The 12,856-nt window shown below is 72.8% G+C and carries 12 protein-coding genes; 4 read left to right on the forward strand and 8 right to left on the reverse strand.

What is annotated here, in order from left to right; genetic code table 11:
- Window positions 1-7 precede the first annotated feature (7 nt).
- A complete protein-coding gene (locus VQ02_RS01760; RefSeq protein WP_048442444.1) occupies window positions 8-901 on the forward strand; it encodes an LpxI family protein in 894 nt (297 codons plus the stop codon).
- Entirely contained in the window at window positions 898-2,094 is a 1,197-nt protein-coding gene (lpxB, locus tag VQ02_RS01765) for a lipid-A-disaccharide synthase (protein WP_048442430.1), read from the forward strand. Before VQ02_RS01760 ends, lpxB begins: the two co-directional genes overlap by 4 nt.
- On the opposite strand, the gene VQ02_RS01770 is transcribed toward lpxB, so the two are convergent.
- Together VQ02_RS01770 and VQ02_RS01775 are read right to left on the reverse strand one after the other, a co-directional pair.
- Window positions 2,081-2,608 (reverse strand): peroxiredoxin, encoded by a 528-nt coding sequence (locus VQ02_RS01770; RefSeq protein ID WP_048442431.1) that lies wholly within the window; start codon window positions 2,606-2,608, stop codon window positions 2,081-2,083. The two genes, lpxB and VQ02_RS01770, sit on opposite strands and share 14 nt — an antisense overlap.
- A gap of 189 nt (window positions 2,609-2,797) precedes the next feature.
- Window positions 2,798-3,715 (reverse strand): hypothetical protein, encoded by a 918-nt coding sequence (locus VQ02_RS01775; RefSeq protein WP_053080137.1) that lies wholly within the window; start codon window positions 3,713-3,715, stop codon window positions 2,798-2,800.
- A gap of 414 nt (window positions 3,716-4,129) precedes the next feature.
- Between VQ02_RS01775 and VQ02_RS36655 the strand changes: the two genes are divergently transcribed.
- Window positions 4,130-4,291, forward strand: a complete 162-nt coding sequence (locus VQ02_RS36655) for a hypothetical protein (RefSeq protein WP_157080454.1) — start codon at window positions 4,130-4,132, stop codon at window positions 4,289-4,291.
- 164 nt (window positions 4,292-4,455) lie between these two features.
- Here the strand turns inward: VQ02_RS36655 and VQ02_RS01780 are convergent, their stop codons facing one another.
- The 5 genes from VQ02_RS01780 to VQ02_RS01805 form a co-directional block, all read right to left on the reverse strand.
- Complete coding sequence (locus tag VQ02_RS01780) at window positions 4,456-5,028, reverse strand: cyclase dehydrase (RefSeq protein ID WP_245239591.1); 573 nt, start codon at window positions 5,026-5,028, stop codon at window positions 4,456-4,458.
- On the reverse strand, window positions 5,025-6,197 hold the full coding sequence (locus VQ02_RS01785) for a zinc-dependent alcohol dehydrogenase (protein WP_048442433.1): 1,173 nt from the start codon (window positions 6,195-6,197) through the stop codon (window positions 5,025-5,027). The genes VQ02_RS01780 and VQ02_RS01785 overlap by 4 nt, the downstream gene beginning before the upstream one ends.
- Before the next feature lie 198 nt (window positions 6,198-6,395).
- Window positions 6,396-7,313, reverse strand: coding sequence for a 50S ribosomal protein L11 methyltransferase (locus VQ02_RS01790; protein WP_048442434.1), 918 nt, complete (start codon window positions 7,311-7,313; stop codon window positions 6,396-6,398).
- A gap of 415 nt (window positions 7,314-7,728) precedes the next feature.
- Window positions 7,729-8,520 (reverse strand): SDR family oxidoreductase, encoded by a 792-nt coding sequence (locus tag VQ02_RS01800; protein ID WP_048442436.1) that lies wholly within the window; start codon window positions 8,518-8,520, stop codon window positions 7,729-7,731.
- 590 nt (window positions 8,521-9,110) lie between these two features.
- The gene (locus VQ02_RS01805) at window positions 9,111-10,832 is read right to left on the reverse strand and encodes a sensor domain-containing diguanylate cyclase (protein WP_048442437.1); all 1,722 of its coding nucleotides are present in this window, start codon (window positions 10,830-10,832) and stop codon (window positions 9,111-9,113) included.
- Between the two features lie 218 nt (window positions 10,833-11,050).
- On the opposite strand from VQ02_RS01805, the gene VQ02_RS01810 reads away from it, so the two are divergent.
- Window positions 11,051-11,290: a hypothetical protein gene (locus tag VQ02_RS01810; RefSeq protein ID WP_048442438.1), complete on the forward strand. Its 240-nt coding sequence runs from the start codon at window positions 11,051-11,053 to the stop codon at window positions 11,288-11,290.
- A gap of 33 nt (window positions 11,291-11,323) precedes the next feature.
- Here VQ02_RS01810 and VQ02_RS01815 read toward each other — a convergent pair.
- A partial coding sequence (locus tag VQ02_RS01815; RefSeq protein ID WP_157080455.1) for a tannase/feruloyl esterase family alpha/beta hydrolase occupies window positions 11,324-12,856 on the reverse strand: 1,533 nt, incomplete at its 5' end.

The following is a 12,856-nucleotide window of genomic DNA, read 5'->3' on the forward strand; positions in this document are numbered from 1 at the left end:
GGCCGCCATGGCGGCAGACTCTGCTGCACCGACGGCCGCGCCGGCGCCGGCGGGCCCGGTCGCGATCGTGGCCGGGGCCGGCCGGCTGCCGCTCCTCATCGCCGCCGCCCTCGAGAGGGCCGGGCGGTCGTGCCGCGTGCTCGCGATCCGGGGCTTCGCCGATCCGGCGACCCGGCGGCGCGCCGACGCCACGGTCGACCTCCTCGACGTGCGCGGCGCCCTCGACACCCTGTGCGCCTGGGCTCCCGCCGGCGTGACGCTGGCCGGCGCGGTGGCGCGGCCGAGCCCGGCCGCCCTCCTCAACACGCTCGCCGCCTATCGCAACCGCGACGCCCTGCGCTCCCTCGCCTCGGGCGGGGACGACCACCTGCTGCGCGGCGTCCTCGCCCTCCTGGAGGAGCACGGCCTGCAGGTGCTCGGCGTGCGCGACCTCGCTCCCGGCCTGATGGCGCCGGCCGGCCGCCTCGGCACCCTCGGGCCGGACGAGCCGGCGGAGGCCTCGGTCGAGGCCGGCCGGGCGCTGCTCGCCAGCCTCTCGCCGCACGACGTCGGACAGGCCGCCGTGGTGGCGGGCCGGCGGGTGCTGGCGGTCGAGGGCCCGGAGGGCACCGACCGGATGCTGGCCCGGGCCCGGAGCCTCGCCCGCCGCCCCCTCGGCCTCGGGCGCCCGCCCGCCGGGATGGTGCTGGTGAAGCGCGCGAAGGACGGCCAGGACCTGCGGGTCGACCTGCCGGCGATCGGCCCGCGCACGGTCAGGCGCGCGGCCGAGGCGGGCTGCATCGGCATCGCGGTCGGGGCCGGCGACACCCTGGTGCTCGACCGGCCGGAAACCGTGTCCCTCGCCGACCGCCTCGGCCTCTTCCTCCTCGGCCTGACACCCGACCCGGAGCCGGCCCGATGAACGACCCGTCCGGGAATGACCGCCCCCTCACGATCTGGCTGGTGGCCGGCGAGGAATCCGGCGACCAGCTCGGCGCCAAGCTGATCCGGTCCCTGCGCGCCCTCTCGCCCGAGCCCCTGGCGCTCGCCGGCGTCGGCGGCGACGCCATGGCGGCGGAGGGAATGGCCTCGCTGTTTCCCCTCGAGGACGTGGCGGTGATCGGCTACCTCGCGGTGGCGGCGCGCCTGCGGCTGCTGATGCGGCGCATCCGCCAGACCGTGCAGGCCTGCGTGGCGGCCCGGCCCGACGTGCTCGTCATCATCGACAGCCCGGGCTTCACCCACGCGGTGGCGAGCCGGGTGCGCCGCAAACTGCCCGGCCTGCCGGTGGTCGACTATGTCAGCCCGAGCGTCTGGGCCTGGCGCCCGTGGCGGGCAAAGACCATGCGGGGCTACATCGATCACGTGCTCGCCCTGCTGCCGTTCGAGCCGGACGCGCATCGGCGCCTCGGCGGGCCGACCTGCACCTATGTCGGGCACCCGCTGATCGAGCGCCTGCCCGAGCTGCGGCCCGGGCCGGCGGAGGACCGGGACCGGCAGGCCGCGGTCCCGGTCCTCGCGGTGCTGCCGGGCTCGCGGCGCTCGGAGATCGAGCGGCTGATGCCGATCTTCGGCGCCGCGCTGGCGCGGGTGCGGGACCGGGGTCAGGCCTTCACGGTCGAGCTGCCGGCGGTGGCGCGCCACCGCGCCCTGATCGAGCGCCTCGCAGGCTCCTGGCCGGTGCGCCCGCGCCTGATCGACGGCGAGGCCGCCAAGCTCGCGACCTTCCGACGGGCCCGGGCGGCGCTTGCCGCCTCCGGCACCGTGACGCTGGAGCTGGCGCTCGCCGGCGTGCCGATGGTGGTGGCCTATCAGGTGCCGAAGATCGAGGAGGTGATCGTGCGCCGCCTGATCCAGGTGCCGACGATCGTGCTGCCGAACCTGATCCTCGGAGAGAACGCGATTCCCGAGCTGATCCAGGCCGAGTGCACCCCGGAGCGCCTGGCGGACGCCCTGGCCCCCCTCCTGCCCGAGGGCCCGGCCCGGGCGGCGCAGGAAGCGGCGCTCGCCCGCCTCGATGCCACCATGCGGCTGCCCGACGGGGACGATCCGAGCCGCAGCGCCGCCCGCATCGTGCTGGCAGCGGCCGGGCGGCAGCGCCCTACCGCGCCCTGAGGTAGTCGAGCATGGTCCCGGCATCCGAGACCTTGAGGCCGACCCCGGGCGGGTCGTCGCGAAAACCCGGCTCGACGAACATCTTGGCGATCGCGCCATCCTCGACGTGCATCGCGTAGCGCCAGCTGCGCATGCCCATCCCCTGCCGACCGCGCTTGACCAGCATGCCCATCTGGCGCGTGAAGTCGCCGTTGCCGTCCGGCAGCATGAACACCTTCTCGACGCCCTTGCTCCGGGCCCACTGGTACATCACGAAGGCGTCGTTCACCGACAGGCAGACAACCTGATCGATGCCGAGGGCCGCGAAGTCGCCGGCGTGCTGCTCGTAGCCCGGCAGGTGGTCGTCCGAGCAGGCGGGCGTGAAGGCGCCCGGCACCGCGAACAGGACGATGTTGCGGCCGCCGAAGACCTCGGCCGAGGTCAGGTCCTTCCACTCGAACGGGTTGGGCCCGCCCAGGGCCTCGTTCCTGACGCGGGTGTGGAAGGTCACGTCCGGGACGGTGGCGGGATGCATGAGGGACTCTCGTGGCGAGGGCGGCGCAGGTCGACTGAGCCTAAACCAAGTCGACTGAGCCTAATCCTGGGGAACCCGCGCCGCCACGCCGAAAGAAGCAGCCTCGTGCCGAATGGCGACCGGGGTGCCGGTGCCGGGAGGCGGGACCTGCCCGGCGCCGCCTTCGAACCGGGACGGCCGGATCCCGCATCAGAAATTGTAGCCGACACGCAGCCGCATCTGGTGACGGTCGAAGCTCGACAGGTCGAGGGGCCCCGGCTCGCCCACCGCCCGCCCGGCGACCTGGAAGCTCCAGGTGATCGACGCCCAGGCCTGCGGCGACAGGGTGGTGTAGAGCGTGGGCCCGAGATAGGCGGCCTCCCCGGCGAGCCGGTCGAGCGCCAGGCCCTCGTAGGAACGGGCATACCGCGCCTCGCCGCCGACGAAGAGGCCGGGCCGGACCTGGTAGGCCAGCGCAGCCGCCGCCTCGATCCCCGATCCGAGCACGCGCTCCTCCGGGATGCCGAGCCGCGTCGAGGAGAACGCGAAGCCCAGGTTGACCGCCGCGACCAGCTTGCCGGGGATCAGCTCGCGGTCGGCCAGCAGGCCCACCTCCGTGGCGAAGCTGCGCGCGGGCGCGCCCGATCCCCCGTCGACGGTCCCGTAGCCCGGTACGATGCTGAGCGTCAGGCCGAACGGAGCGGCCCGGCGGTCCAGCAGGCGCAGTCGGGTCTCGAGGAAGCCGCCGTTGACGCCCCCCGCGGTCCGGACCGGGCTGCCGGGGACGCCGATGTCGTAGGCATTGAAGGTGACGCCCGGCGCGAGGCGGAAGTCGTTCGTCAGCGGCACCTTCAGCGCAAGGCCGCTATCCACCGCCAGGAAGCGGCCGACGCGCTTGCCGAGACGCCCAGTCGTCTCCCACTCGAGCTCCGCCTCCCCCGGTACGCCGAGATCGCTCCCCTCCGTGAAGCCGAACAGGTGCTCGCTGTCGAGGTCGCCGGGCGTTAGGTTCTCGGCGGCGGTGGGCAGGCTCTGCGCGTGCGCCGCGGACGTGCCGTGCACCGCGGCGAGGAAGGCCAGAACCAGGCCGGCAACAGCGGGGAGAGGCCGGGCGTGTGGGGAGAGCATGGTTTCGTCTCATCATTATAGCTTATGCTATATTTGATAGGCATAGCCATGCTGGTCCGTCAACATCCCGGGTTGGAGGATCCGACGCGACGTTCGGCGCCGGACCGACCTCTGGCCTTTAGCGCCGCGTGCCGGCCCGGAGTGAACCGGACCGTCATCGGGCAGGCCCCATGAACCGGTGGGGATCGGTGCGCGACCCATCGCGCCGCAAGGGGTGGTGTCTGGACGGCACATCCGCCCCTGCCCTGGCTCGACGCCGAGATCTTTCCAGTCCCCTGCGACGTCGAGCAGGCACCGGCGGAATGCCGCAGACCGAAGCGATCAGTCTCCCGATTCGATCAGGAACCCGATCTCCCATCATTTGTTGTTCGAACACTCACCGCGGCACGCCGCAGATCAAGGGATATACCAGAGATGGCGGACAAGAAGCAGCAGTCTCAGTCGAACGATACTGATCACACGCGCCACAATCACAAGAATCCCGACACGCCGAACCAGGGCACCGTGCAGCATTCGGACGACGGCCGCCTGAAGGAGAACCGCGAGAAGGGCATCCACCGCGGCGACAAGGAGTAAGCGCTCCCCGCGCGGCCCCGCTCGACAGAACAGCGACCGATCGCCCGGCGATCGGTCGCTGTTCTCGCGCGTGCGGAGCTCTCGCGCTCCCAGGTGTCGAGGCCGCCGGTCCGGCTAACCTTCAGTGAGACAGGGCCGCCCGGGAGTGGCCCTGTCTCGTGGCCTCATGCGGCGGGACGACCGTCACGCCAGGGCCGCAGCGGGCCCGGGATGCGGAAGTCCCGAGGAACCGCGAAGTCCCGGGCGGCGCCGTGAGCCGCGGCGAGACCGCGGGGGAAACCGCTGCGGTTGTGGTACTCGAAGCGCCCCGACGGCGCGGGGCGCTTGTCCGCCGTCAGACCCTGGGCGCAGACGATGTCGGCCAGGGTGACGCCGGCCACCGCAGCCGTGGCGAGGGCCAGGTTGCCGGCGCGGGGGTTGTCGCCCTCGAAGCCGGTCGCCAGGGTGGCGAGGTCGACGGCGTCGCCGGCGACCCGGCCCCAGATCCAGGGCGTGGGGTCGTGGCTCATCAGGATCGCGGCGCCGGTCGCGACCTCGCGGACGCCGTAGGCCTGGACCAGCGTCTCGCGGCCCTCGAGCCCGAGGGACCGGCAGAGCGCGCGGGGCGCCAGGATCTCGGCCAGCCCGAGGCCGATCGAGAACCAGCCGAGGCCCCGGGCAAGCGCGTCGTGGGCGGAGCGTGCGCGGGGATTCACGGTGCGGGTCATGGCGGGTTGAGTCATGGTGGGCTGCCTCATGGCCGGATCATCACTTTGATGCAGCCGTCCTGCTTGTCCCGGAACGTTCGGTACATCTCGGGCCCCTGCTCCAGCCCGACCGTGTGGGTGATGACGAAGGAGGGATCGATCTGCCCTTCCTCGATCCGCCGCAGCAGGTCGTCGGTCCAGCGGTTGACGTGGGTCTGTCCCATCCGGAAGGTCAGGCCCTTGTTCATCGCCGCCCCGAACGGGACCTTGTCGATCAGGCCGCCATAGACGCCCGGGATCGACAGGACGCCGGCCGGACGGCAGACCATGATCATCTGGCGCAGCACGTGCGGCCGGTCGCTCTCCAGCATCACCGCCTGCTTGGCGCGGTCATAGAGCGAATCCAGCGAGGTGGTGGCGTGGGCCTCCATCCCGACCGAGTCGATGCACTTCTCCGGGCCCTTGCCGTTGGTCATGTCGTTGAGCGTGGCGACGACGTTCGATTCCTCGTTCAGGTCGATCGTCTCGGCGCCGCCGGCCCGGGCCATGGTCAGGCGCTCGGGCACCCGGTCGATGGCAATGACGCGCTTGGCTCCGAGCAGGATCGCCGAGCGGATCGCCATCTGGCCGACCGGGCCGCAGCCCCAGATCGCCACCGTGTCCTCCGGCTGGATGTCGCACTGCACCGCCGCCTGCCAGCCGGTCGGGAAGATGTCGGAGAGGAAGAGCAGCTTCTCGTCCGGGATGCCCTTCGGCACCTTGATGTGGGTGGCGTCGGCGAAGGGCACCCGCAGGTACTCGGCCTGGCCGCCCGGATAGCCGCCGGTGAGGTGGGTGTAGCCGAACAGGCCTGCGGTGGTGTGGCCGAAGGCGGCGTCGGCGAGCGTCTTGTTGCGGTTCGTGCGCTCGCAGACCGAGAAGTTGCCGCGCTTACACTGGTCGCACTGGCCGCAGATGATGGTGAACGGCACCACGATCCGGTCGCCGACCTTCAGCGCCTTGTTGTCCCGGCCGACCTCGACCACCTCGCCCATGGTCTCGTGGCCCATGATGTCGCCCGACTTCATGCCGGGCATGAAGTGGTCGTAGAGGTGCAGGTCGGAGCCGCAGATGGCGCAGGAGGTCACCTTGATGATCGCGTCGCGCCCATCCTCGATTGTCGGATCGGGAACCGTGTCGCAGCGGATATCCGCAGTGCCGTGCCAGACGAGGGCCTTCATCGCTGATCGGTCTCCGGGGCTGGTGCCGCGGACGAACCGGGAATGGCTCCGCGCGCACGGACCGTCCCCCGGCCGGGAGGAAGATACTCCCCACCGGTAGTCGGTGTTGCTCCGACAACCGATCAGGGACGGGGCTGTTCCTCGGCCGGAGCCAGAGGTCGGCGCCTTCGGGGCGGATCGACGAAGAGGCTCGCGCCTTCAGCGCGGCCTGGGCGCGGCACCGCCGCGGCGCAGCTCCAGGGTCGCCCAGCCCTCGATCAGGCGGCGCCGGCGCAGGCGGAAGCCCTGTCCCGCGTAGGCGGCCAGCACGCCCGGCACGTCGCGGGGGATCAGCCCCGAGAGCACCAGGGTGCCGTCCGTCGCCACCGCGCGGGCGAGGCTCGGCGCCAGCCGCGTGAGCGGCCGGGCCAGGATGTTGGCGAAGACGAGGCCGTACCCGCGGCTGGCGCGCACGAGCGGGTGGCGCAGCCCCGGCGCCTCGTAGAAGGCCATCAGGTTGGAGAGCCCGTTGAAGGCCGCGTTGGTCCGGGCGGTCGCCACCGCCTCCGGGTCGAGGTCGCCGGCCACCACCCGGGTGTGCAGCAGCCGGGCGGCGGCGAGGCCCAGGATGCCGGTTCCGGTGCCGACGTCGAGGATGCGGGCCGGCCGGCGGCGCTTCACCTCGTCGACGAGGGCGAGGAGGCAGCCGAGCGTCGTGCCGTGGTGGCCGGTGCCGAAGGCCAGCGCCGCCTCGATCTCGATCGGCAGGTCGTTCGCCCGCACCCGGCCGCGGTCGTGGGAGCCGTGGACCAGGATGCGCCCGGCGCGGACGGGCTTGAGCCCCTCGAGGGAGGCGCGCACCCAGTCCTGCTGGCCGATGGCCACGAAGACCGCCCGGTCGGCCGCGTCGCCGACGATCGGGCGGATCAGCTCGCGCACCCCCTCCTCGTCGGGCTCCTCGGAGAAGTAGGCCTCGAGATGCCAGGTCCGGCCGTCCTCGGCCTCGAAGGCCGCGACGGCGGTCTCGGTCGGGTCGAAGACCTCGCCGATCAGGTCCGTCATGGCGCGGGCCGCGCGCTCGTCCGTGTCGAGACGCAGCACGTGGGTCGGGCGGTGGGGCGGCAGGCCTTCGAGCATGCCGGCGCCAATAGCATCCGCGCCGGCCGCCGTCACCGCCCCGTCACGCCCACGCGGCATCAGGACGGCACCGTGGGAACCGGGACGGCGAATCGGCGTTCATTGCGGCGCCGGTCGCCAGAAGCCGGCCGTTGAAGGATCGTGCGATGCGTACCCGAGTTCGCGAGCAGGTTCGGCCGGAGGGATCCGCCGGGCAGGCTCAGGCTCCCGGGCAGGACTCACCCGCCCTCCGGGATTCGACCACTTGGCGCTGGACGGCGCCGCTCACCGCCGAGGACACGGCTCTCCCGGGCCGCATGCTCATGCTGCTCAGCCGACTCCACCGGAGCGAGCTGCAGCGGCAGGCCGAGGCCCATGCCCCGTCTGCCGGCGCGTGAGGCGCCGGCAGCCTCCAACAACGGAGGTCACGCGGAGATCATGCCCCCAGTCGCGACCCCAGGCGGGCATCCGGGACGTAGCCGCGGTTCCAGGTCGGGCTGATCACCACCTCGTTCAGGCAGACGTGCCTGGGTCGCGTCGCGACGAACAGGATCAGCGCCGCCATGTCGTCGGGCTGGAGCATGCGGGCCCGGTCCTCGTCGCTCACCGGCACCGGGCGCTTGTCGAGGATCGGGGTCGCGACTTCCGCCGGGCACAGGACCGTCGAGCGGATGCCGTTGACGCATTCCTCCATGTTGATGCTGTGGCTCATCGCCACGACGGCGTGCTTGGCCGCCGTGTAGGCCGGGCCGCTCACCGGGCTCACGTAGCGCCCGGCCCAGGAGGCGGTGTGGATCAGCACGCCGTCGCCCTGCTCGCGCATGAGCGGGAGCACCGCGAGCGAGGCGTAGAAGGCGCTCGACAGGTTGGCCTCGATCACCGCCTGGGCCCCCTCCGGCGCCAGGGCGTCCCAGCGCCGCTCGCGCACGTTGCTGCCGGCGTTGCTCACCAGCACATCGAGCCGGCCGAAGCGCTCAGCGATCTTGGCGACGATGGCCTTGATGCGGGCCGCGTCGGTGACGTCTCCGGTCTCGATCTCGGCCTGCCCGCCGGCGGCGGCGATCCGGTCGGCCACCGCCCGCAGCGGCTCCTCCCGGCGCCCGGTGAGCACCACCCGGGCACCCGCTCCCGCGAGGGCCAGGGCCGCCGCCTCGCCGATGCCGCTGCCCGCGCCCGTCACCCAGGCGACCTTGCCGGCGAGTTCCTGCGCCGTGCCGTTATGCGCCATGTCCGTCTCCTCCCCGCGTCGTTCGGCAGCCCTGCGCCCGTGCGTCGGGTGGGCCGTCCGTCGCGCCTGTCTGCCAAGTTGTGACAGCGCCGCGCAAGAGCGGCCTTGCTGAGGAGCGGCCCGGGGGGAGGGTCCGGGACGCCACATGGCGACGGGGCACGATGTGGCGGTCGCGCGGTGCGCGCGATGGACGCCGCCCCCTGTCGATCAAGTCGAACATGCCTTCGGCCGCTCGCCGGCCGCGTGAAGGCAGAGAAGCACCTGCCTTCACACCGATCCGGCGCCGCGGCCGACAGTCTCTGCCGATCCGGTCAGTGCAGATAACCCAAGAAGAATAAAATCAGGATGATCGGAAGCGGAATCCCGATCAGCCACAACAGTCCACCTTTCAGCATCGTTATCTCCTCTACGCCACAGATACTCTGATGGTGTAGAAACGGAGCTTGGCGCGGTTCGGTTCCGCATGAAGCGGAGCGCTACATGCCCTGGCGGATGCGCGGCCGGCTGCCCTCGTGACCCATGGCAGCCTGACCTCGGCCTTCGGCGTCGTGCGCCGGACCGTGCGCCTGGATCATGGATGAGCCCGGGCCTCACGCCGCCCGCTCGACCTCGTCGATCGCCGCGGCGAGGCTGACCCGGTCGCGGCCCCGGGCCTTTGCCTCGTAGAGGGCCGCGTCGGCACGGGCGATTGCCGCCTGGATGTCCGGGTCGCGCGGGGAGACCGCCGCGACCCCGATGCTGATCGTGACCGTGATGGCGCGGCCGCCACAGGCGATGCTCGCCGCCTGCACCGTGGCGCAGAGACGCTCGGCAATGAGCGCCGCATCGGCCGCGCCGAGGCCGACGAGCAGCACCACGAACTCCTCGCCGCCGAAGCGGGCCACGATGTCGGAACTCCTCACCGCGTCCGCCAGGAGGGCGCCGACGTGGCGGATCACGGCATCGCCGGCATCGTGGCCGTGCTGGTCGTTGACGTGCTTGAAGTGGTCGATGTCCGCGACCAGCACGGCGACCCCGCACCGGCCGCTCCGGGCCTGCGCGAAGGCGTTCTCGGCCGGCCCCACGAAGCCGCGCCGGTTGAGGAGCCCGGTGAGCGCGTCGGTGCCGGCGACCTGGCGCAGATCCTCGATCTGGCGCCGGTAGAAGTCCGCGACCCGGGTCGAGTGGGCGGCGGCAACGCTAAGCTCCCGCTCGACGGTGCCGATGCGCCGCAGGAGCGAGCGCAGGGCCGCGGAGAGCGCCACGAACTCCAGGGCTCCGTCGAGGCGCGGCAGCGTGGTGGCCTCGGCATCGCGGCCAATCCGGTCCGCCGCAACGGTCATCCGCCGGAGCGGGGCCGCGGCGCGGCGACCGAGGCACCAGGCCAGGGCGATGCCGATCAGCGCCACGGTGCCACCGAGGCCGATCAGCGCCTGAACCGGGCGCTGAACCGGAGCGAGGGCCGCCGCTTCCGAGCGGGTCGCGACCACGAACCAGCCGAGGCCGGGGTCGCCCGCCGCGATGTCGGTCCGCCCGCCCTTCGCCGCCGAGGCGAAGCCCGCCAGCCGCGCCTCGCCTCCGATCGCGGCCGCGAAGCTGCCGCTCGCCTGCTCGACCATGGCGCCGATCCGGGCCGGCCCGAACGGCGTGGTGCCGAGATGCGGCCCGAGGATCACCCGCCCGCGCCGGTCGAGAACCCACAGGTCGGTGCCGGGCAGTCCCTCGTCGAGGAACCGGCGGCGGACGCGGGCGGCCCAGTCCCAGCTCAGGTGCCCGGCGAGAACCCCGATGACGCCGCCGGAGGCGTCGCGCACCGGCGCCGCGAGGTCGATGAGGCGCAGCGGGTCGGCGCCGCCATGGGCGAGGAGGCGGTTCAGCAGCAGCGCCTCGTGCACGTCGCCGACATTGGGCCGCACCAGCCCGGTCTCGAACCAGGTCCGCCCGGACACCGCCACGCCTTCGAGCATCCCGTCGGTGGCGACCCTCACCCGCCCGTCCGGCGCGACGAAGCCGAGCCAGGCGTAGTCCGGCGCCGTCGTCCGCATGGCGGCGAGGACGCTGCGGGTGACCGACGGATCACCGATCCAGTGCTCGCGCAGGGGCGCGAGGCCGGCGACGACCTGGATCTCGCGGAAGCGCTCGCTGAGGGTCGCGTCGAGGGTCTCCGCCATGCCGGCGGCGAGGCGCACGAGCCGTGCCTCGGCCAGCTGAAGGGCGCTCTGCCGCTCGAGCCACACCGCCCCGCCCACCGTCGCCCCGACCAGGGCGAGGCAGAGCAGGCCGACCAGGGCGGCGAGCTGGTGCTCGAACCGGAGTCGATTCCTGAACGACACGACGCGCCTCCGCCCTCGAAGGCCCGTTCTCGCCCGACCGCCGAAACGATTGGTTCAGCCGTTCACTCGAATGCGACGGATCGCACCCGCCATCCCCGGCCGGCCGACCGGCCTAAGCCGTCTGCCTCTCCCCGGCGGGCGGACTTGTTCTCGGGTGCGCCCTGTTAGTAGTTGCCCCCGGCCGCTTTCGTGGCATCTGTGCCGCAGGAGTGGCAGGCATGACCAACGACGCACGACCCCGGGTTCTCTCGATCGCCAGCATCACGTCCGTCAGCACCATCGACGGCGGCGATACACTGGCGGCCGAACTGAACGGGCCGGACGGCGACACGATCTTCCTGCTGATCCCCCTCGGCACCGCCGGCGCCCTCATCACCCATCTCACCGATGCCGCCGAGCGCGGGGCGCGCGAGCGGCGCCTCCACAGCCAGGGCCGCCGCTCGGTCCCGGACGCGTAGCGGCGCGGGGTCGGCCGACCTCGCGCCGCTTCGTCACGGCGCCGCGCAGGTGAGGCCGGTCCCGTCGGCACTCGCGCGGGCGACCTGCGGGTAGGCGCAGACCGGCCGCGACCAGAGCACCGCCCCGCCGGCGTCGCGCTTCGTCGCCACGAGCTCGCGCGGCGCCTCGCCGGCCTCGACCCAGCGCTCCAGCGCCGTCAGCGGATCGATGCCGGTGTCGCTGATGCCCGGACCGTCGGTGCCGATGCCGCAATGGTCCATGCCCGGCACCATGAACAGGCGCGCGGTGTCCCGCAGGGGATCGAGGCCTCCGGCCCCTTTCGCCAGCGCCTCGTAGAAGGCGACGGTCATGAACGGCGTGACCAGGGGATCACCCCAGCCGTGATAGATCAGGAGCTTGCCGCCGGCGTCGCGGAACGGCGCGAGGTCGGCGGCGGGGCGCACCGTTCCGGCCGCCGGATCGTAGGTGGCGGCGTTGTAGGTTTGAGCCTGCAGCGCCATCCGGCCCGGATCGGCGGAGAAGTCGAAATCCGTCACCCGGTAGGCCGACCCGGGCGAGGGCCAGAACGCCATGTAGCGCAGGAAATCGCCGGCGAAGAGCGGCAGGATCGCCGGGGCGTTGCCGAGGCCGGTGAGCCAGCGCGGCCAGTGCGCCTCGGAGCCGAGGGGGATGCCGCCCGGGTAGAGCGCCCGGCCGCCGGCATCCGTCGGGCCCGCGTACCACTTCTCCAGCACCCCGACCTCGGCCTCGCTCAGGCACTCGGCGGCAGGAGCCCCGGTGCAGCGCAGGGAGGCCGGCTTGAAGCCGCATTGCCGCGGGTCGGCGACGAGGCCGAGGCGGCGATCCTCGCCCCCGCAGGCCGCCGCCACCGCGTCAGCCACGAGCTTGATCCGCGGCGTGGTCAGGATCGGCTTGCCGTCCGCTCCGGCATTGGCCTTCGTCACCCAGGCGAAGGTCGTGGCGACGAGGCCGGTATAGTCGAGGGCGGGCGCGCCGCTGATGATCCCGTCGAAGTCCTTCGGGTACTTCAGCGCCTCCATGGCGGCCATGCGGCCGCCGGTGGAGCAGCCGGCGAAGTAGGCCTTCGCCTGCGGCCGGCCGTAGAAGGCCCGCACCAGCACCTTGGCGGCCCGGGCGGTCTCGGTCACCGCGCGCTGGCCCCAATCCATCCGGGCGACGAGGTCGCCGGCGGCCCAGCGACCGTCGACCGAGCCGGTACCCCAGTGGCCCGAATCCATCGTCGAGGCGGCGTAGCCCCGGCGCAGGCCGTGATTCATCGCGTTGGTGAAGCCCGGCCGGTCCGAGTCGAGGGTGCCGCAGAAGCCGCCGCAGCCGGTGCCGTAGTACTTGCCGTTCCAGTTCTGGAGCGGTAGCCGCACCTCGAAGCTGATCGCCGGCCGCACGGTGCCGAGCACCCGGCAATAGGCCGGCAGATCGCCGGAGGGCGGCACCTCGGCGGCGGAGTGGAGGTTCACCGCCTCGATCTTGAGGCTGGCGAGCGCCCCGCACTCGGCGGCCAGCGCCGGCCCCGCCGCCAGGCCAGCCACCACCCCGGCCGCGATCCC

It is taken from the genome of Methylobacterium variabile (assembly GCF_001043975.1).
Taxonomy (GTDB): Bacteria; Pseudomonadota; Alphaproteobacteria; order Rhizobiales; family Beijerinckiaceae; genus Methylobacterium; species Methylobacterium variabile.